General features: G+C 62.0%; 16 protein-coding genes, 1 tRNA gene and 1 pseudogene. 4 read left to right on the top strand and 14 right to left on the bottom strand.

Annotated features, from left to right (window positions below; genetic code table 11):
* Positions 1–2: 2 nt before the first annotated feature.
* On the bottom strand, positions 3–1,307 hold the full coding sequence (locus GKE62_RS06445) for an adenylosuccinate synthase (protein ID WP_154691525.1): 1,305 nt from the start codon (positions 1,305–1,307) through the stop codon (positions 3–5).
* A gap of 158 nt (positions 1,308–1,465) precedes the next feature.
* Between GKE62_RS06445 and GKE62_RS06440 the strand changes: the two genes are divergently transcribed.
* Positions 1,466–1,556, top strand: a tRNA-Ser gene (locus tag GKE62_RS06440).
* Between the two features lie 250 nt (positions 1,557–1,806).
* Here GKE62_RS06440 and GKE62_RS06435 read toward each other — a convergent pair.
* The 3 genes from GKE62_RS06435 to GKE62_RS06425 are packed head-to-tail and all read right to left on the bottom strand — an operon-like array spanning position 1,807 to position 4,249.
* Complete coding sequence (locus tag GKE62_RS06435) at positions 1,807–3,474, bottom strand: recombinase family protein (RefSeq protein WP_154691524.1); 1,668 nt, start codon at positions 3,472–3,474, stop codon at positions 1,807–1,809.
* On the bottom strand, positions 3,471–3,896 hold the full coding sequence (locus tag GKE62_RS06430; protein WP_154691523.1) for a DUF2924 domain-containing protein: 426 nt from the start codon (positions 3,894–3,896) through the stop codon (positions 3,471–3,473). The genes GKE62_RS06435 and GKE62_RS06430 overlap by 4 nt, the downstream gene beginning before the upstream one ends.
* Complete coding sequence (locus GKE62_RS06425; protein WP_230206963.1) at positions 3,896–4,249, bottom strand: DUF3489 domain-containing protein; 354 nt, start codon at positions 4,247–4,249, stop codon at positions 3,896–3,898. The genes GKE62_RS06430 and GKE62_RS06425 overlap by 1 nt, the downstream gene beginning before the upstream one ends.
* Before the next feature lie 231 nt (positions 4,250–4,480).
* Here GKE62_RS06425 and GKE62_RS18865 point away from each other — a divergent pair.
* Positions 4,481–4,933 (top strand): annotated as a pseudogene (locus tag GKE62_RS18865) (MucR family transcriptional regulator); the annotation flags it as partial.
* 264 nt (positions 4,934–5,197) lie between these two features.
* On the opposite strand, the gene GKE62_RS06415 reads toward GKE62_RS18865, so the two are convergent.
* From GKE62_RS06415 to GKE62_RS06370, 10 genes are all read right to left on the bottom strand, one after another.
* Positions 5,198–5,497: a hypothetical protein gene (locus GKE62_RS06415; RefSeq protein WP_154691521.1), complete on the bottom strand. Its 300-nt coding sequence runs from the start codon at positions 5,495–5,497 to the stop codon at positions 5,198–5,200.
* 56 nt (positions 5,498–5,553) lie between these two features.
* Positions 5,554–6,111, bottom strand: a complete 558-nt coding sequence (locus GKE62_RS06410) for a hypothetical protein (RefSeq protein WP_154691520.1) — start codon at positions 6,109–6,111, stop codon at positions 5,554–5,556.
* Positions 6,050–7,606 (bottom strand): ATP-binding protein, encoded by a 1,557-nt coding sequence (locus tag GKE62_RS06405; RefSeq protein ID WP_230206962.1) that lies wholly within the window; start codon positions 7,604–7,606, stop codon positions 6,050–6,052. Before GKE62_RS06405 ends, GKE62_RS06410 begins: the two co-directional genes overlap by 62 nt.
* 20 nt (positions 7,607–7,626) lie before the next feature.
* Positions 7,627–8,106 carry a hypothetical protein gene (locus tag GKE62_RS06400; protein ID WP_154691518.1) on the bottom strand — a complete coding sequence of 160 codons (480 nt, stop codon included), beginning with the start codon at positions 8,104–8,106 and terminating at the stop codon, positions 7,627–7,629.
* Positions 8,103–9,023, bottom strand: coding sequence for a hypothetical protein (locus tag GKE62_RS06395; RefSeq protein WP_154691517.1), 921 nt, complete (start codon positions 9,021–9,023; stop codon positions 8,103–8,105). Before GKE62_RS06395 ends, GKE62_RS06400 begins: the two co-directional genes overlap by 4 nt.
* Positions 9,024–10,826: 1,803 nt before the next feature.
* Positions 10,827–10,991 (bottom strand): hypothetical protein, encoded by a 165-nt coding sequence (locus GKE62_RS19660; RefSeq protein WP_370516088.1) that lies wholly within the window; start codon positions 10,989–10,991, stop codon positions 10,827–10,829.
* A 316-nt stretch (positions 10,992–11,307) separates the two neighbouring features.
* Positions 11,308–11,994: a peptidoglycan-binding protein gene (locus tag GKE62_RS06385; RefSeq protein WP_195908632.1), complete on the bottom strand. Its 687-nt coding sequence runs from the start codon at positions 11,992–11,994 to the stop codon at positions 11,308–11,310.
* On the bottom strand, positions 11,976–13,067 hold the full coding sequence (hxsC, locus tag GKE62_RS06380) for a His-Xaa-Ser system radical SAM maturase HxsC (protein WP_154691514.1): 1,092 nt from the start codon (positions 13,065–13,067) through the stop codon (positions 11,976–11,978). Before hxsC ends, GKE62_RS06385 begins: the two co-directional genes overlap by 19 nt.
* Complete coding sequence (gene hxsB, locus GKE62_RS06375; protein WP_230207062.1) at positions 13,064–14,461, bottom strand: His-Xaa-Ser system radical SAM maturase HxsB; 1,398 nt, start codon at positions 14,459–14,461, stop codon at positions 13,064–13,066. Before hxsB ends, hxsC begins: the two co-directional genes overlap by 4 nt.
* A gap of 2 nt (positions 14,462–14,463) precedes the next feature.
* Entirely contained in the window at positions 14,464–14,661 is a 198-nt protein-coding gene (locus GKE62_RS06370; RefSeq protein ID WP_230206961.1) for a hypothetical protein, read from the bottom strand.
* Between the two features lie 164 nt (positions 14,662–14,825).
* On the opposite strand from GKE62_RS06370, the gene GKE62_RS06365 reads away from it, so the two are divergent.
* Both GKE62_RS06365 and GKE62_RS06360 read left to right on the top strand, forming a co-directional pair.
* Positions 14,826–15,503 carry a hypothetical protein gene (locus tag GKE62_RS06365; protein ID WP_154691511.1) on the top strand — a complete coding sequence of 226 codons (678 nt, stop codon included), beginning with the start codon at positions 14,826–14,828 and terminating at the stop codon, positions 15,501–15,503.
* A 317-nt stretch (positions 15,504–15,820) separates the two neighbouring features.
* Positions 15,821–19,798, top strand: coding sequence for a hypothetical protein (locus tag GKE62_RS06360; RefSeq protein ID WP_154691510.1), 3,978 nt, complete (start codon positions 15,821–15,823; stop codon positions 19,796–19,798).
* Positions 19,799–20,505: the final 707 nt, after the last annotated feature.

Raw genomic sequence — 20,505 nt, 5'->3', positions numbered from 1 at the left:
AGCTAGTCCACGAACGGGTCACGCACCAGGATCGTATCCTCGCGCTCGGGGCTCGTCGAGACCAGCGCCACCGGCGTTTCGATCAACTCCTGCACCCGCTGGATGTACTTGATCGCCTGCGCCGGGAGGTCGGCCCAGCTGCGCGCGCCCGCCGTGGTTTCGCGCCAGCCGTCCATTTCCTCGTAGATGGGCTCGACCGCGGCCTGGTCGGCGGAATGGCTGGGGAGATAGTCGAGGATCTTGCCGTGCAGGCGATAGCCGGTGCAGATGCGAACGACATCGAACCCGTCGAGCACGTCGAGCTTGGTCAGCGCGATCCCGGTGACGCCGCTGATTGCGCACGATTGGCGCACCAGCACCGCGTCGAACCAGCCGCAGCGGCGCTTGCGCCCGGTGACGGTGCCAAACTCGTGGCCACGCTCGCCCAGCTTCTGCCCGGTGGCCCCATCGGGCCCATCCGGGTCGAGCTCGGTCGGGAAGGGGCCGCTTCCGACGCGGGTGGTATAGGCCTTGACGATGCCCAGGACGAACCCGGTGGCGTTGGGTCCCAGGCCCGATCCGCTCGCCGCGCTGCCGCTGACAGTGTTGGACGATGTGACGAATGGATAGGTCCCGTGATCGACGTCGAGCAGCACCCCCTGGGCACCCTCGAAAAGAACGCGCGCCCCGGCCTTGCGCACCTTCTTGAGCCGCTTCCACACCGGCTGGGCATATTGCAGCACCGACGGGGCGATCTCGCGCAGCGCCTCACGCAAGGCCTCACGATCGACCGGAGGCTGGCCGAATCCGGCGCGCAGCGCGTCGTGGTGCGCGCACAGGCGATCGAGCTGGGGATCGAGCTGGTCGATGTGGGCAAGATCGCAGACGCGGATCGCCCGGCGCCCGACCTTGTCCTCGTAAGCGGGACCGATCCCGCGCCCGGTGGTTCCGATCTTGCCAGTGCCCGCCGCCTCCTCGCGCAAGCCGTCGAGGTCGCGATGGAGCGGCAGGATCAGCGCGCAGTTGTCGGCGATCGCAAAGTTGTCGTCGGTGATGCTGACACCCTGGCCCTCGAGCTTGGCGATCTCGTCACGCAAGTGCCAAGGATCCAGCACCACGCCGTTGCCGATGATGCTGAGCGTGCCGGTGACGATGCCCGAGGGCAGAAGGCTGAGCTTGTAGGTCTGGTTGCCGACGACCAGCGTGTGCCCGGCGTTGTGCCCGCCCTGGAAGCGGACCACCGCGTCGGCGCGGCTGGCGAGCCAGTCGACGATCTTGCCCTTGCCCTCGTCGCCCCACTGGGCGCCGATCACGGTGACGTTGGCCATCTGCCGGAAACTCCCCGCGCCCCGTGGCGCAAACGCGCTGGCGCGTAGGGGATGGCGGGCGAGAGGGCAAGGCGATGGTGCGGAAGCGGGCGCTGCGCGTCATGCCGGTTGCTATCGGCGGGGTCCAAGTCTAGGGCGCACCCCGCTGAAAGGCATGCGGAGCGGTGGCCGAGTGGTCGAAGGCGCTCGCCTGGAAAGTGAGTATACGCCAAAAGCGTATCGAGGGTTCGAATCCCTCCCGCTCCGCCACCAAGTCGTAAGTTATTGATATAGAATGGAAAAATGCCTCAGAAAGGCCGCAATTCCGCGGCCTTTGCCGAGCCGGTCCGGTGCAGAGAGAGCCCCAACTAGCCCCGCTAATACCATCAAATCGTGAGGTTTCTCTGGAGGCCACTTGCGCACTACGGAGTGGGCCTTTGCCGCCGACTTCCCGCACTGCAGCAAAAGTAAAGGCGGCACCGAGGTGCAGCCTTACAAGTGGTTGAAGTAGCGTGCGATTCTAGAGTGCGGCAACCGCCTCGCGCTGCTCGCGCCACGCGATGGGAAGGGGGCTGATCAGGGCCAGGCTATCGGCGGTCAGACGTGCGGGCTGCTCGCCATTGAGGATCGCTTCGACGATCTCGGGTGCGAGGAAGTTGAGCCGGACCACCCGCGTCATCCAGGAATCATTGACCTGCTCTTCGCGTGCCAGCGTCGCGATGTCGATCTCGCCGGTCGCCAGCCTCGACCACCAGCTGCGTGCCTTGAGGAGTAGCCGGATGAGCGCGGGGTCGGGTCCGCGTGCGACCGCGGCCTTGCCATTGGCTTGCACCAGCCGCATCGCCAGGCCGGTGCGGGTCAAGCGAACCACGCTGACAAGTTCGATGGTTTCGCCCGCGGGGATGTGATCGTGCACACCGAGCATCTTGAGCAAGGGGCTGGCACGCAGCTCGATCCGGGTTTGGCGGGGATGGATTGTAACCCGCGACACCAGCGATCGGACAAGACCTCGATCCTTGTTCCGAGTCGACCGGGCGAGAGCCTCGGCCTTGGCGATTGCGGTCCGCAGCTCCGTCGGATCCAGCGGAGTCCCGGTTGAGGCCAGAAGTGCGAGCGGATCGTCGAGCGCCTCGGCCAGTCGCGCAACAACCGCGCCCTCCAGCTCCTTGGCCGGGATGCGCATTCCGTCTGCGCTGCTGGCAGCCGCGTCATGCTGCAGCGCCTTGCTGACGTAATAGCGGTAGCGGATCTTACCCTTGCAGGCATGGGTCGCGACCAGCGACTCGCCCTCGTCGTCGACGATCAATCCGGCGAGCAAGCTTGGCGACCGAATTCGCGTGCCCGTCCGCTCGCCCTGCAGGTTGCCGGCAAGCATGTCCTGGACCTCGTCCCACAGTTGCCGCTCGATGATGCCTTCGTGCTGTCCGTTGTATGCAGTTCCGCGGTGGTGGATTTCCCCGACGTAGATCGGGTTGGAAAGGTGCTTGTAGATCTGCCCGCGGCTGAACCGGACCCCACCGAATGTCCGGCCCTGCGAGGTATGCCGCACCGGAGCGAACACGCCTTCGGTTGCGAGTTCCTCCGCGACCATGCGCACATTGCCGCAAGCGCGATAGCGGGCGAAGATGTCGCGCACCAGGGCAGCATCGTTATCCACAACCGCGAGGCTTCGTCCATCGGGCCGATAGCCGAGTGGCGGCGTGCCACCCATCCACATGCCCCGCGCCTTGGACGCTGCGATCTTGTCGCGGATCCGCTCGGCGGTGACCTCGCGCTCGAACTGGGCGAAGCTGAGCAGCATGTTGAGCGTCAGCCGCCCCATGCTCGTGGTGGTGTTGAACGACTGGGTGATCGACACAAAGCTGACCCCGGCCTTGTCGAAGACTTCGACCAGTTTGGAGAAGTCGAGCAGCGAGCGCGTCAGCCGATCGACCTTGTAGACGACCACGATGTCGATTTTGCCCGCGGCGATGTCGTCGAGCAGCCGCTTGAGGGCAGGGCGCTCGAGCGTCCCGCCCGATATCCCGCCGTCGTCATACACCTCGGGCAGCGCCGACCAGCCTTCGCTGGCCTGGCTTAGCACATAGGCCGCGCACGCTTCGCGCTGAGCGTGGAGCGAATTGAAATCCTGCTCGAGACCCTCCTCGCTCGATTTGCGGGTGTAGATCGCGCAGCGAACCTTGTTCATGCCGCTTTCCTCTTCTTCTGCTTGAGCCCGAAGAAGGCGGGCCCTGACCAGTGCGTGCCGGTGATCGTGCGGGCAACCTCGCTCAGCGACCTCCAAGTCCGCCCATTCCATTCGACTGCGCCGTCCTCACCGATGGTGACGATGTGGACCTGACCGTTATGCTCGCGGACCAGCCGCATCCCGGGGACCGTGCTGCGGGTCTCGGTCCTTGCCGCAGCCAGCTGATCGAGCCGCTGGCGGGTCTGGCGCGTCAGACCACCACAGGCCCTGCATTGCAGCTCATAGCCGAGCGCCAGGCGGAGCATCGCGCTGCTCAGGCGGGGCAGGGGTTTGTCCGTGGTGAGGGTCCACTCCTCGCGCAGCTGCGCCGGCGACATTGTCGCCAGCGCAGCCAGGGTCGTTTCGATCGCGTCGCGGCGCATCAGGCGCTCGCCGCGACGTGGTAGCAGGTCACGTCACCGCGCTTGTCTTTGGTGATGGTGCGGCCCTTCTTCTTGAGCCCGGTCAGCGCGGCGCGGGTGGTGTGCGGGAGCCAGCCGGTGGCCTCGACCATTTCGGCGAGCGTGGCGCCTTGCTTGCGCTCGAGCAGTGCGACGACCCCAGCGATCTTGCTGGGCGCGCGAGCAGGGGTCGCAGTGTCGTGCGGCTTTGCCTCTTCATTTGCGGTCGGGCTGCTGACCTCTCGCGCCATGCGGCGCTTGGCCGGAGTTCCCTTGCGGGCCTTCGTTGCGGCGTTGCTGGCCGGGGCGGTGACTTCAGTCGTGGTGGTGTTCATGGGTGGTGCTCCATCATCGAGCCGCGCCAGTCGCGGCTCCCACCACCCACAGCCCCGATCGAGCGCATCGTCGGGGACACCGTCGCCTTGCTTCCCGGCGTTCGGTGACGACACCAATGCTTGGTGCGCGCCACAAGTCGAATGGAATGTTCAGTATTACGGAATAACGTCGCGCAATTGACGAATACTGCTGGTCCGTTAGAGCAGTGCGACAAACGGGAGGATACATTGATGGCCGAAGATACAGCTTCAACCGATTCAGTTGAGCTCGCCACCGAACTTACGATCGCCTGGCTCGCCAATCCCAACACCAAAGCATCGAGCGAAGACGTGCCAGCGTTTTTGCAGAACATGCATCAGGCGGTGATCAACCTGACCACGGCTCCTGCCGAACAACCGGCCGAACCCGAATATATCCCAGCGGTCACGGTGCGTCGTTCGCTGTCCTCGAAGGACCACATCATCTCATTGATCGATGGCAAGCCCTACAAGACGCTACGGCGGCACCTGTCAGGTCATGGACTGACGCCCGAGCAATATCGCCAGCGCTATAACCTCAAGTCCGACTATCCGATGGTCTCGGCGAGCTACTCCGAAGTTCGCCGCGATATGGCGAAGAGGATCGGCCTGGGCCGAAAGCCTGCGGCCAAGGTGGCGGCAGCTCCCGCGAAAGCGCCGGCGCCGGACGCAGTTACGCCGAAAGCTGCGGCGCTAAAGGCTGCCGCGGAAAAACCTGCTGCGACGCCCAAGCCCACGGCGGCAAAACCGGCATCGAAAAAGCCAGCCGCAGCAAAACCAGCCGCGGCAAAACCCGTCTCGAAGAAATCCGCATCACCCAAAGCTTCGGCCTCAAAACCTGCAGGGCCTAATGCTGCCGCGCCTGCAACAGCTACGCCAGTGACTTCGCCGCCGGCCAAGCGAGGGCGCAAGCCCAAGGCACCGTAGAGCTCAAACGGACGCGAGACAGTAGCGGCGGCGCAGCGCCTGCGCCGCCACAGCGAGTGCGACGATGTCGCTGCCAGCTTGATGCAGTCGATCCAAACGGTCGGTTCGCTGCTGTTGCTCCTCGGGAAGCGTCAGCGCAAACTCGACGCTCGTGTCTTCCATGATGCGACCAGCCTCCAGGCAGAGATGGGCAACCAGGTCGTGGGTCGAGAAGTCCGGCTCGGTCGACATGTCGCGGACCATGCGCCGGATCGCGAGGAAGTCGAGACGGAGCTTTTCAGACCGGCGGCTGTGCGCTTCCATTCCAGTCATTCCGCACGCTCCAATCGCATCTCCAGAGGTGCCGCTCAGGTTGCGCCCTATCCAAGTAGTTCATCAAACTCGCCAGGGGAGTAGTTCATCGCAGGTTGGAGGATAAAACCAGGGAAATCGATAATCTGTCCGCTCGTGCCCATCTCGTGACGCACTGACACCAAGGGCTCGGACGTTGAAACAATGACCTGACCCGTCTGAGCGGCGGTGGCCGAGCGCTTTAAGAAAGCAAACAGGCTTCCCGAATCGATCTCTTGTTGTCCGGGCTCGTCGAAGATCACCAGTCCGGGGTGGTTCGTGGGGCGGTCGCGCATCAGTTCGAAGGCGGCAAGAAGATAAGCCCATTTAAGACGAATCGCGTCGCTTGCCGAAACTTCGAAATTGATCTCCTTCTCGACTATCTCGCTTCCCTTGCGCTCACGGACAAGCGGACGGAAATTGTCCGTCGATAGCGCGATCTCACCTGGCTGGAAGGACCGGAAACCATAGCTTTTTAGCTGTTCATAGATCTTCGTTGTGAGGATCTCGACCTTTTTGAGGTCCTCATTCGTGAGATTGTCGGGGGGGAAGCCGGGCCAGCGCGTCCTTAGTCTTTGCCCATTCAATTGCTATGGCCTTGAGTTCGTCCAGCAGTGAGATCGCTAGATCGTCGACACCACTGAGCTGTGCCAGGAAATTCTGCTGCCGAACCAGATTTTCAATCGCGGCACGCGACGGTGACGTGCCGGGTCGGACCAATTCCTGGCGCAAACTGCGCAATTCCTTTTGCTTGTCCTGCAGGTTGCGCTCCACGCCGCGGAAGCGCCCGGCAATCTCCTGAATTCGTTCGCCCGACGCGCCCTGTGCGGATCGGTAAAGCTCAAGCTGAGACTTCACGAAGGCGATATTTTCTTCGATGCCCATGCCCACCGCCTCGACGGTTGGAAGCAGTTCGTTCGATACGCCTTGATGACAGGTTGGGCAGACATGTTCTGAGGACGCCTTGCCAAGCTCGGACCCTAGTCGTTGAAGCTTTTGGGCGTCTTGATTTCGGCGCAAGTCGACCTCCAGCGATCGAACGCGTGCACCCATTGCCTGACTATCTTGGGTCTCGGCGGCATATTCGCTTCGCACAGCCTCGAGAATCGCACTTTCCGTGTCGATCTGGCTGCGTAGCGTTGCAACCCGCGCCTCAAGCTGCGGTGCGACCGCGTCAACCGTCTGCAACTGCGCGGCTTCAAGCTCCGAAACAAGCGTTTCGATTTCGGTGATTAGGGTTGAGAGCGGTACCCACTCGCCCTCCTGATACAACTGTAAATCGATTTGCGAATCCTGCGCGAACTCGGCGCTCGGCTGCTGTGGGAGTCCACGGACGCGCCCTATTCTCGCCGCGGCTTCGGCTAGTTTGTTGCGCTCGTTAGTCCAGCGATGGTTGAGTTCCGCAATGGTATTGCGCAACTCCGAGCGCTGCCGTCGAAACTGCGCTACATCGAGATTCAACAGGAACTCCATCACCCGGCGCGCCACGTCCTGGATGCGGAAGAATGTCGGGAACGGCCCTTGGATCGTAGACCAGCCTCGCTTCTGTTCGACGAACAGCATCGGAAAGATAGTTTCGAGATAGAGCGGGCACTCAGTGCCGTCATAGCGCGCAACGATCGGCAGCTCCCAACCGAGAAAACCGGCGAAGTAGCGGTGAAACCCGTCTTCCTGAACCGCCGATCCGCCGTCCAACACATAGAAGTCGCGCTGTCGGCTTCGCGGAGCGTCTTGGCTCAGCGATGCGCCGAACGTCACTTGGATCAGTCTGCTATCCTTCGCCCCGACCACATCTCGATGCAGCACGACGATCTCACCACGGCTATTCTCGATCTCCAATTCGACGAATGACTGCAGCACGACCTCATATGGGTCGCTTTCAACAGCATGGATACGCTCGCGCATCGCATAGGGGAGCGGGATAGTTAGCTGTGGACCAAGTGACCGCTCGAGCCCGAGCGCGTAAATGATCGCCTGAAGGCAGGTCGATTTGCCCGACGTGTTGGGCGCTTGAATGATGTTGAGGCCCGGACTGAACGGAATGTCCGCCCCATAGGCGTGTTCGGCGGTGAACGATCGCAACCGCAGATGGCGGAGCCGTATCATGCTGCTTGTCGCTCGCCCAACAGTGCGGACACGCGGATTTCGGTAAGTTTCTTGGCGTGTTCGAAAACGATTGCTCGTTCACGCTCAAGTGCGTCATCGACCTTCTCGATCTGTTTTGCCGCTGATAGCCCTCTACTCGTGAGCTGCAGCGAAGCGCGGCCGCCGGTTCTAGTCCATTCTGCGAGGCGTTCTCCGACGACGAAATCGATCGCCCGGGCGAATGCCGGCTCGACACGCAGATTCCAGGGTAGAATCTTGGCGTCTGCGTCGGTTGCATCCCGAAGCCGCGCGATCTGATTGGACCGGATCGCGTCATTCACTATGTGGAGCTTCGCAAGGGATGCCCGGCTCGATCGCGACGCCGAGAGCATGAGGAGAATCAGCGACACGCGCCAGGTAATCCGCAAATCACCGGGCACCGGCGTCGGCCGCCGCTCGAACGAAAAGCGCGTATGGGCGAATTCCTCGCTGCTCAACTCAGATCGCTTTCCGGAAAGTCGAGCGGGCACCGGATCAGCCAATCGCTAATGGTGCCGAGCGCGATGCGCGTTCGGAGTGCTGGATTCAGAGTCGGCAACGCTTGCGCAAGCGAATTCTCCATCCGGTTCATGCTCTCCTGTAGCTGCTGACCAGGTATGGTCGACGTCGCGCCGACGGCAATAAGTCGGGCTTCCTCCGCTTCGATCGTCTCGAACGCACGCTCCCAAAGTACCGCGTGGTTATCGCGCAACTGTTCGAGCGCGTTCTCGCGGTGGAGGTGGGCCTTAACATACTGGTCGCGGCGTGCCACGATTTGACCACCGGGGGCGTTTGGGCCGAACGCCCGGCCTAGCTTGGCATCGATCCGCACGCCTATCTCCGTGTCACCGGCTGCATCCTTCACCTCTTCCGCGGTCGGCGATGCAACACTGAGCGGTGGCCCTAGCGAAAGGGCCTTCAGTTGCTCGATTTCCGCCAGAAAGTCCTGCTGAGAGTGACAAGGCGCTTCAAATTCCGACGTGAGGAAGGCGAGATTCTCTGCCCTTATTGTAAGACCGCGCTCCCGCACGGAGGCGACAACTTCTTTGTTATCGAGGAACGGACAGAGGAGAATCCATCGCTTACCCTTTGTGCCAGCCAGAAGCTTTTCGATTATCGTTTTGTTCTTTATCAATTTGGGCAGATCGCGACCGGCTTTGGCTTTCATGGCGCTCGCGGCCTTGGCTACATCCGATGCTTCTTGCGGCGCATAGCACTGATAAAAGCAACCACAGGTTGTGAAGAACTCCAGTCCCGCATCACCTTTTACCTTGTCCGGAACTATCTGCACGTTTTCGGCGCCGTGTCGGCGCTGGACAAGTTGCAGGGCGAATTCCTGCCACTCATCACCCTTCCATTCACGTCGAATTGCCATCTAGCCCCCTGCACGGCGAGAATTACAGAACACGGATTTTGCCGCAAGCAGGAAAGAACTCGATATCACGCTTACGACCCATCTCCACGGGACCCATCGTGTCGACGGTCGAGTCCGATTTTCGCGGGAGCCTAGCCTCGAGCTGACACTCTGCAACCGCCCCCCCTGTAAGCCCAAGCAGCGGCACTTCATGCGCAATCTTGTCCGTGGGGATCCGAATCTCTGCTTATTGCGATCAGCGTAGTAGGACCGCGAAACGACGGCTGATAGGAGACAAGCGGGATTGAGCCGATCAAGGAGCCAAAAGACACGATAAGCGGTAAGCTCTGTAGTCACAGATCATGGATGGGACGGGGGACCTGATGCCACAGCCCGAGATAGATTTTCCGCAGCTTAGACCTTTCATTGCGCCCGTTTTGCTTGAAGCAGTGGGCGAACTGCGAGGCGCGGATTTATTGAGGCGGCTCGTTAACAAGTCAGCGGAACTGGCCCGCGCTAGCTCGAATCATGTTCGTCGCCGGATTGTACGCACGACAGGCATCGATGAAGGGGACGGGCTAATTCTCCAGGCGGTCATTTACCGGGAGACCAGTCAGCCGGCTTGGGCTGGGACGATTGCTCTCGAAAACGAAGATCATCAATTGCTCGTGATTGCAGTGCGCGACAAGATCGTCGCGCTTTCAGCTTCCGACGGCACTATGCGCGATAGGATCGTCAAGGAGTGCAACGCAGTTCGCAAAATGCCGCGCGATGCGATCGCGGCCTTTATTGGCGACGAGGCGCGCGCGTTGTGGTTGAGTGGCGCGCACACGCCGACCGCGTCAAAGGCCGATAGCAAGGCGATCACTGGTATTGCGCTCGAATACGCGATCGATCCAATCGGCGATCAGACGTATTACTGCGCTGCTGCGCGCACTGTTCCAGATGTCGCCGGCCTCGGCAAACCCGCCGATCTCAAAAAGCCGCTGGTTGGTGCTGCACCCGGCAACTCACGTCTTTGGGTGCGGCGGGCGACTGATTGGGAAGACTATCGTCGCGTAATTGCGGTAATCATCGACCATGCTTTGAATGGCGCTCGGCCACCGAGCCCGTTCGCCGCGCTTTCCCAGCCCGTCGAAGACGTCGCTGAGGTAGCGGTGGCCTACGGTATCACGATTATTCCTGGCGAGCTTCTGTCGGAAGATGAGATCGCCGCCGCTGAACGCGAGCGTGCTCGACGCTGGGCGTTCGACGCCACCTTTGAGGTCGAGCCACTTCCAGGGCTGTCGCTGCGTGTAGCGGTGGCACTCGACGGACAGCCCATCGGGACCGCCGATCTCGGCGTAAACATGGTCAACGGGGAGGCTGCATTCACATTGATCTGGAGCGCGACTGTCGCAGGCAAGGAAGTCGAGCGCAACGAATGCGCACGATATCTTAGCGATCCGCATCAGGTGAAAATCTTTTACGAGAGCGGGCATGCCATCGCGCAGGGGCATTGCTACCGTGGTGGCTATTCGGATCAGCCTTTCGAATGGGACTTCCGAACCTTCGATGGCTATGAGATCGATCGAGAAAAGCCAGTCGTACCCGCGGGCTCAACTCTCGCAGCGGAAATCGCGACCGCAGGCGATACGTCGCTCTTCGCTTATGTCGTGCAGAAAATGTTTCTTGACGATCAAGGGCAGCCGAGCGGCTGGCTCGCTAGCGACGACGGCTCAATGGAACTAGCAGATTTTATCCATATCGATCCGGTCAAAGCGATAATTAGCCTGGTGCATGTCAAGGCCTCGAGCAAGACTGGCGATGATCGTTCCGCGGCACCTACCGATTATGAGGTGGTGGTCGCTCAGGCCGTGAAGAACCTTCGCCACCTCGACCGCCGCAATCTTGCTGCCGAGTTGAAAAAGGGGAAGGGCCGCAAGATTGGTGCCGCCGTCTGGCACAATGGCATAAAGCAACCCAACCGTACTGCGATGCTTGCGGCAATCCAGGCGTTGCCTGCCAGTGCGAGCAAGGTACTCATCGTATTGCAGCCTCGCGTGACGAAACGTGAACACATCAGGTGCCGTGCGGATGGGGCGGCCCCTAGCTATGCGATGCGGATTCGGCAGATTGACACTCTAATGTTGGCGGCGCGCGCGTCGGCATTGGCCTGCGGAGCTAGTTTTGTTGGAATGGGTGACCTAGTTTTTCCCTGACAACGGGAGTGTTAGCGAGCGATGGTCTGCTTTTGGCAATGCTCAGCTTAACACCAGATGGACTGCTTCCGGCCCCGCCATAGTCCTCAGAAAATTCCCGAGATTCAATCTGTTGATACCATCAATGCGTCTAACACCTCCGGTGTTATCGTGCCTGTCCCGTTGAGTTTGTGAGAATCCTGGAAGCGCCGCAGCGCACCGCGAAGTTTAGGCCCCACAGTGCAATCGATCGCGCCCGAATAGAAATCCCGGGCAGCCAGCGCCAGCTGAACCCTGCACACGATCATTCGAAACCGCTCGCTCCGCCCCGTGAGGGGCTTCAAACCAGAAGACCTCGACTCATCGTTGCTCGGCGAAATGAAGCCGTAACGTTGGGTGTTCGAACTCGATGAGCCGGTGTCTTCGTAGGGGACCGAAGGCTGGCTTCGCCGAGGTGCCGTGGTGGTTTGTGGGCTGGTGTAGACCGCTGCCGGTGGGGCAACGTAGTCGTATCCGCCGCCGCCGGTGCTGGAGCGATGACTCGTGTGGCTGACGTGGCTGGAATGGCCCGTCCCGCCGTACGACGATCGATGGCTAGAGTGGCTGCTATGGCTGGAATGGCTACGATGACCGGCGAGCGTGAATAGGTGCTCACGGGCGTAGGCTTGCTCGAGAAGGCTTTCGTTGGCGCCAGGATCCGAGCCCGTAGCAATGCCAACCAGTCGCTCCTGGGCGAGGCTGACATCGCCAAAGCCGGCCGTTACCAGGCTCGCGACAAGAAAACGCCCCGCCCTCATTCTGGCCTCACCCACGCGTTTGCGTGCTCCCCGGAATGCCATTCGAAAAAGCCAGCACACCGCGGCTTCAGTGAGCAATCGTCGCACGCGGCGACATATTTCTGCTTCCAGTCGGAGATCGAGCGGACAGCGTACGAACGGTAGGCCGGCGGCACTGTGCACAGAGGAAAGTTGAAGAGACGCGCTTGAAGCGCGTGAAGGCTCGCCCGATCCAGGGCCTCGGCTATCGGCGTAAAGTTCGCCCGGTGATCGAAGAACAATTTGGACCAGCGGTTCTTGGCGAACCCTATGTTTTCAAGCTGCATGACGGACCAGCTCCCGATGAACGGGAGCCGCCAGACGATGTGCTTTGCAAGCGCCGGTAACTCGAAAGCGTTGGAGCTCAGAACAACAGTGCGAAGCTCGACCCTCGCTCCCGCCTCCACGAGACGACCAAAGCTCTGGTGAAGCCTCTCGAACGCGCCGGGTTTGCCAACGATTGCGTCATGTTCTGACGCGGCCGACGAGTACAGCGGAATGCCCCAAGTGACTCTCGCGAACGCCGGGTTCCGCAGCCGCCCGACGTCATGTTGTTCGAAGTGCTGGCCGTTGGAAAGCACGTGAAACGACATGTCGGGACGTTCACCTAGCGTGATTTCGATAAGATCGAAGAGTTCGTTCTTGTAGAGGGTCGGCTCCCCTCCCGTGATGCCAAGGGTGGCGCCTTCTGGAGCCAACAAGCTCGCCTGACGAAGAAGCTCGAAACGATCCTCATGGGTTTTCTTCGGCGGCTGCGAGCACATCTGGCAAAGTTGATCGCAGCGCTCAGTTACTAGCAGCGTGTTGTGCAAGGAATCAGCCCGGATCAGGCGCTCCGCCTGCTGCCGAATGGGATCGACCAGCAGTACATCACCGACCACTTGTGATGCTTGGATTCCATCGATTGTGAATAGGCCTTGATCACCGGCCAGAGCTAGGCCGAACACGTCGTCGCCAACAATCCAGCTTTGGAACCGCCGCTTGCCCGCGGGCCTCGCGCCGGCATCCTCAATCCGCGTGACGAATGGCCTTTCGGCTTCGATGGCTGCCGGCAGGCGCAGCGGGATCACTGGAGAACCTCCCCAAGGGGAATTTCACCCGACAAGCCGAGCCAGCGGCAAAGCGAATAGCGCGTTGCTTCGTCCTCGGAGTAGATGAGCTCGAAGGCGAAATCGAAGATGTCTCTATGCCGGCGGCAGAACTCGGTATTGAGGCGCCGCACATCAATCGTGCCATAGCGTGAGAGATCGTCGACAACGTCGCGTCCGCAGAATGGCTGGTATGCGCAGCGGATGCAGTCGGGATCGAAACTGTTGGTTGCGTGCCGGTTTAGCAGCGCGCGCTTCTCCAGATCAATGCCGGCTGAGATACTGCCTATCGAAAGGTCGATCACGCCTGATCGCGCAAGCATCCGCGCTTCGTCAGTCGGGTAAAATGTCCCATCGTGATCGACGACGAGATAGTCGATTCCCATCGGGTTGGGGTTGCGAAGATCGACGTGACGCTCTGCGCCCGGCTGGAAAATCCGGCGCAGGCAGATGCTCAGATACGTTTCTTCGAGCACGCGCGTCCGATCATCCCAGTTTCGCGCGATCATTCGCCGGACGAACCTCTCGTGGTAATCACTCCACGTCCTTGGAAGCGATTTCGAACCCGCGTGGCGCTTGCGCGCAAAGCCCTGAAAATTGATCGGACGAAGAAAGATGCTGGCTAGGCCCAGACTGGAGTAGGCGCCGATCAGGTCGTCGGGATCGGGAGGGTTTGCCGGATCGATGGTTGGCAGGGCCGAAATCTTTCCGGGTCCATACCGATCGACCAGGAACCGCAAATTCTCGTGGAATTGGGTATTCGCTTCGTCGGTGGCGGTGCGCTGCCGTCGATGTGTAGCTGCGCTGCCATCCAGCGAAGTGCTGATGAACACGTCCGAGCGATCAAACAGCGCTATTGCCACATCGCTGAGTGACTGCAAGTTGGTGCAGACGACAAATTCCGCATGGGTGAAGCGGGCGCATCGCGCGATTACGGCTTCGATCAAGTCCGGACGTAACGTCGGCTCGCCACCCTGGAACTCGACCTTGATCTGATCGCTCGGAAGGCTATCGATCAAAGCCAGCACACCGGCGAGAGTCTCCTCGCTCCAGTCGAACCCCACCTGCGTTTCGTTGACCCGCGACACTTGGCAATAACTGCAGCTCAGATTGCAACGAAGCGTTGGAACGAGGATGAGATAGTCGAGTTCGCGAACCACGCTCATCCGCCGAGCAAGCTTCAGACCCTGCAAGTTCCAGTCAAGATCTGCCGCCGCCATCAAACCCCAGCGTTGGAGCTGGCTCGCATCTCCGGTCGTAAGCGCGTCAGTTGCCAAGCGGACCGCAAAGTCAGCGGAAGCCTGAAAGAAGTCGCCTGAGCTGGACACGCAAAGAACGTCGCCGTCGCGCCGCGCCCGAAGTTTGAGGGGCGCCATCCTCATGCGAGAAGGTGCTCGAGGAGCCTTGCGTGGGCCTCGGCGCGGACCTGCTCTAGGCGCGCGTTGGCAAGGGCGGACATGAAAATTCCACGCAGCGACCGATCGCTGAGGCAGGCGCCGTCAGCGTGGATCCACGACTGATCAGCGAAAATCGCGAACTCTGGAAATTCGTCGAGCATGTGCGCAATCGCGGTCACGACTTGACCGTCGGAAAGACCCTCGGGAATTGCGATACGAATAGTGATGGCCCCCTCCGCCACTTTCCTAACGCATTGCGATTGCGCTTGGAATTGATTTCGAAGACCTTGTATCGAAGAACCCCAGTTGGAATTTCATCGGTTGAGGGGAGCCGATCTTCAGGATGACAGCCGCCAAGCCGAAACCTGAGAAAACAGATCAGGGATGCCTGGCGCTTGTTGCGCTCGTCGGCGTCATCCTCCTCGTCGTGAAGTGCGCGGATTCCTCACAGTCGACCAGCGCTAGCTCGTTCGACACTGCGCCAGCAGCCACGGATGCGCCCACGCCGACGCCGACTCCTGTGCTCGCCCAATCGAAATCGGACCTAGGCATCGGTGCGGAATCGTTCACGAAGGTTGCGGCAGTCGACGATGCCACCTCCAGCATGATCTTTAGCAAGAACTGCTACGCGGCACTGGAAGAGCGATTTACCTGGTCGAAGTTGGACCAATGCGGCGCCTTCGACGCGCTGGCGGTCCATAACGTGCTCGAAGGCTTGCAAACCGGGAGCGATGCCGAACTGACTTACCTGGATGGCGAAGCCGCGGCGGGGCGTTTTTTTGCTGCGGCCAAGTCACACGCAGACGACCAATCGACCATGGATGAACGCTGGTCGGCACTCGATGCATACGCCGCCGGGGTCACTAAGCGAGCAGTAGCCAGGCTTGCGGCGAAGGCCGCTGCAAGCGAGGCCGAGAGCGAAGCCATGGAAGGCGATGACACGGCATACGTGGATGCGAACGGCAACGTCGTGACACCAGCGACTGGCGATCAGGTTTCAGATGCAAGCGAGGAAGAATGAGACAAAGCGGATTGAGCTACCCGCTATGTCTGCTCGCTTGAGATTGGTCGCCGTAACCGGCCATCCGGCCCGATGTGCCTCATGAGGTGCGCTCAGAAACATCCGATGGGGCCGCCGACAACTCGGGCACGCCTCCGTCGGCGTCGATTGAGCGCGCAACCGCTGTGCCAAACGTCAAAATTATGATCGACAGGTAGTCGGCGGGTGTTTTGATTTTGACATGGCGAACGAGGCTCGGCGACCGCACGCTTGGTTAAGCGGCACGATGCGCTGTGATCGGAGTTGATTCCTAGCGCAGTTACGCCAGATCATACCCAATGAGCGCCAACACCGTCATCGCCATGCCGGCCAACGATACGGATTTTGAGGAGAAGTGCGTTCCGCTGTTCGCGGGCCACGTCAGCGATCCCAATTTTAAGCGGGTGGCGACGCGAGGCAAGAACCAGCAGGGCATCGACCTCATCGGCGCGCGGGATCGCGATCCCCACAAGCCTGTCGCGGTGCAATGCAAGCTCAAGACGAAAGGCGACAAGCTCGGCGAGGCAGCGATCCGCTCGGATGTGGCGCGCGCGCTGGCAATCCGCCCGCTGCTCACCGAGCTCTATGTCGCGACCACTGCTTCTGACGATCTGGCCTATGATATCCTGGCTCTGACGTTGCGACAGGAGCAAGCGGCGCTGGGCCGCACGATCGACATTCAGATTTGGGGCTGGGACGAGCTGCAGCGCCGTATCCGCGGCGATAGGGTCGCGCTCAACGCGTTCGATCCCGACCATAGCGCATCGACCGCGCAGCTGATCGAGATCACCACCGAGACCCGCGACACCGGCGATGCCAATCGCGCCACGATCAGAGGATTATCTGACCAAAGCGCGCAAATCCTCCAGGCCGTCGGCAGCCTCGCGGCCACTTTCGCCGGTAGCGATTCGGCGAGCCGTCTAGCGATCGACGCCGTCCTCAATGCGCAGATCGACCAGATCCGCGACCTGCTCAACAACGGCAAGCCGCGAACCGCGCTGACCATGCTCGAGGCGCTTGAACAGACCTTGACGCCACAGCATTCCGCCGCGGTTCGCGCGCGGGTCAAAGCCAATTGCGGTTTCGCTTGTCTCAAGCTCGATGATACCTGTGCCGCCAGCGAGCTGCTGCTCGAGGCGTGGACGCTCGACCCCGGCGACCGAAAAATCCGGGCCAACCGTGTGCTGGGCTTGGCACTCGCAGGCGAGCCCGACCGCGCGCTCGCCGAAGCGCGCAGTTTGCTCGAAGAAGACCCGGCGTGGGAGGCTGTCGCTGCGATGGCCTATGTCGCTGTTGAACTGGGCGCTACGGGCGACCCCGACGAGTTCGTACCGAGGGCCTTGTGGCAGGCGGAAGAAGTTGCCCCGTCGCGCATCGGCATGCTGCGCCGCCGCGGCGGCAACAGCTGGCAGGACGAGGCGGCCGCTGCGCATTCGCGCTGGCCGGCGAGCGGACCGCTTGCCCGGGCGGCCGGGGAAGCACTGCTCGAGGCTGCGATCGCGGCGCGCAACGTCGGGAGCGCGGTGGCAGACGACGGCGACGACACGAACGCGGGCGAGACAGGCGCCTGGCACGAACGGTTGGTGACAGCCGCGGCCTTGCTCCAGCGCCACTGGGATGAAATCCGCGTCTACGAGATGGCGGCCGACAAGAATTGGCTCGGGGTCGGGCTGAACCTGATCTCGGCTTATCGCCTGCTGCGCGACACTCCGGCTGCCGAGCGGGTTGCTGCCCAAGCGCTGGCGCTCGCGCCCGATGATAACGACACGCTGATTGCAGCGGCCCATGTCGACCTCATGCACGACCGCGACGACGCTGCGATCGCGCGCATGGCGCGCGTCGCGGACAGCGCGGCGCGCACCCTGGTGCTCCTGCTTGCTCATGCCAGCAAGCAAGACTGGCTTGCGATCCTCGCGCTGGCGACGCCGGAGCGGGGCGAGGCAATCGCTGGCATCGACCGGCAGCTGTTCGACACAATGGTGCTGCGCGCCCGGGCCGAGACCGGGGCGACGGACGATCTCGTCGGCGAGATCGAGGCGCTGCTAACGCGCTGGCCAGACAGCATGGGCATCCTCGTCGCCGCAACCGAGATCGCCCGGCGCCATGCGCCCGATCTCGCGCCAGCGCTCAGCGACCGCATGCTTGCCGCGCTCGGGCCCGACACCCACCAGGTCGAACGCTGGATGATGGCCGAGCTCGCGCTCCACGACAATGATTACGAGACGATCATCCGGGCGCTCGACGGGTATCTGGCGACCGATCACGACAGCCCGCCGCTGCGCTGGCTTGCTCTGGCCTTCGCCAATTCCGCGACACGTCCGCGCACCCATGCGTTCTTCGCCGGGCTGGGGCCGGCGCTGCTGGCTGAGCCCTACTATGCCAGGCTCGCCGGCGCGGCCGAGGCGGCGCGCGGCGATCTCACCTCGGCCGAAGCCCATTTGCGCCAAGCGCTCGCCGGCAATGCGAGCGATGTGCGCGCGCTCATCATCCTCCACAGCGTGCTGATGCGCGGCGATCGCGAAGCCGATGCGGCTGCTGTGGTCGCCGCGTTCGACGAGAGGACGGCAAGCGCCGCGCCGCTCGACCGGATGCGGCTCGCGTTGTTGCTGCGCCGCCACGGCGAGGATGCGCGTGCGCTCGCACTCGGGTTCGCGGTCGCCTCCAGCAACCGCGGCAGCCGCGAGATTGTCGAGTACTATCCCGCCCTGATCTTTTACCGAGATGACTTGCCGGCGGAGGTGGCGGTGAGCGGCGGCGTCGCGCCGGGTTGCTGGGTTGACCTGGCAGGCGAGGGAGTCGCCGATGTCTCTGGCTTGATCGAAGAGGGCCAAGTGCCGGAAGTTTCCAGCTACGCGCCCGACCACCCGCTGGCGCGCGCGATGCTGGGCAAGGCGGTCGGCGACGAGGTGACGCTGGCGCAGACTTTCGGACCGGACCGCCGATACCGCATTCGCGAGGTCAAGCATCGCGCGATCTGGCTGCTCCACGACATCACCAAGGGTCACGGCACGCGCTTTCCCGAGTCCACCACGATGGGCGAGATGACGCTCGAGGGCAACGACATCACCCCGGTGCTCGAAGTTGCGCGCCAGTCGAGCACGCAGGGCAATGCGATTCTCACGGCCTACGCTAAACTCGCGATTCCGCTCGACGTCCTCGCCGCGCTCCATCACCGCCCGGTCATCGCGGTAGCCGAGCTGATCCGTCACTTGGGAGGGGAAATCCGCACGTGTCTGGGCAGCGGCGAAGAGCGCGCCGAGGCGATCGCGGATGCAGCAGCATACGCCGGACGTGGTGCCGCGCTTGACCTGTTCACCGCGTGGTGCGCGCACCATCTCGGGCTTCTGCCCGCGCTCGAAGGCCATTTTGGCCATCTGGCGATTCCGCAGTCGGTGCTCGACGAGCTGCTCGAGATGCGCGAGCGCGAGCGCCCAAACCTCGACCGCGAGTACATGACGCTGGGCTTTGAGGGCGACCAGCCGGTGCGCACCATCCACGCGCCCGAGGATACCGCGCGACGGATCGCAATGTTCGATGCCGCGATTGCTGCGCTGCGCGCGCGTTGCCGGATCCTCCCGGTCGACGGCAGCGACGACCACGAACTCAACAGCTTGGTCAATCGCGACACTATCCGCGCGATGCTCGACCCGGTGCTGCTAGCTCGGCAGCACGATCTGTACCTGCTGTCCGACGACCTGCACTTGCGCCAGCTCGGCCGGCGCTACGGCAGCGGACGCGGCGGCTGGCTCCAAGCGGTCGCCCGGCTGCTCGCCGACGAGGGCGACCTGACCTCGGCCGAGCTGGCGCGCAGTGTCGGCCATCTCGCTGCACTCAAGCACGGCCACGTTGCGCTCGACGGTGGAACCCTGATCGCGATCGCAACTCTCGGCGAGCCCGAAGCGAGCGCGCTGTTCGACGCGGCGAGCGACTACATCGGCGGACCCAAGGCCGAGATGGTCTCGCACCTTGCAGCTGTCGCAGAGTTCGCCGCGCTGGTCTGGGCGACCGATCTGCCGGGGTGGCGCAAGGGGGCCTGCTTCGCGATGCTGCTGCGCAAGGCGCTGCGCGGGCGCTGGGACCAGTGGGCGGACATCCTCGGCATCCTATTCAGCATGTTGAAGGCGATGCCATGGGCGCCCGATCGCCGCCCCGATCTTGCCCGGGTATTTCTGAGCCAATGGATCGAAGGGCATTTTCTCCACATGGCGATGGCCCAGAGCGATACCGGACGCGCTGCAACATCGAAGATAAGAACGAAGAAGGCCGGCAGGAACTAGGCTGGACGGGGAAGGGGCCTCCCGCGTCATGGCCATCAACGGTGTCCTTTTCCTTCCTCCCGGCAATTCAGGGATCGTGTGATGAACAGCTCACTCGATCATCTCTCCGACGCCAAGCGCTCGAGCTGCAGTTCGTGGTCCCGATTTAGACATCGCGATTGAGCACGCGGCGGATGCGAACTAGCGCGCAATTTCGTGAATCTACTCGCCGCTGCGGATGAGGGTTGAACGGTCAAAGTGCTCAGATTGAGAACGGGCGTTATGGCAACTCGAGCCTCTCGTTTACACTGATAGGGTCTGCGATACGAACGACTGGTTTAGCCACTTGCTCTCCACCAACCGGTCATGCCGCTACCGGCCCCAAAATCGCGGATGCGGACCTGCGGATTGATAAACGGGCGTCATGTCTGATCCGACGGTTGAGGAAGCCGTTTCTCCGCTTCAAATCGCTCGGCTGCCCGATCGAGGTGACGGCCCAAAATCATTGCGGCATGTGTTGCGGTCCGGAGCCTGGCGACGGTGGTCATGTTCGGCAGGGAATCCGACTCGACAGCAGGAAGGGATCCGCGAGGGACCAATCCATGCATCGGCGATCAATTCTCTGCTCAAATAACCCTAGCAAATGATGTGGAACCTAGTTATATATCTGACCCTAGGTGTGTATGGCGGTGGCGTATTTGTGCGGCAACCGGCACTCCGGAACTGAT

It is taken from the genome of Novosphingobium sp. Gsoil 351, assembly GCF_009707465.1.
Classification (GTDB): Bacteria; Pseudomonadota; Alphaproteobacteria; order Sphingomonadales; family Sphingomonadaceae; genus Novosphingobium.
Note: the sequence above shows the minus strand (reverse complement) of the source record. Positions and strands in the feature narration are given on the sequence as shown.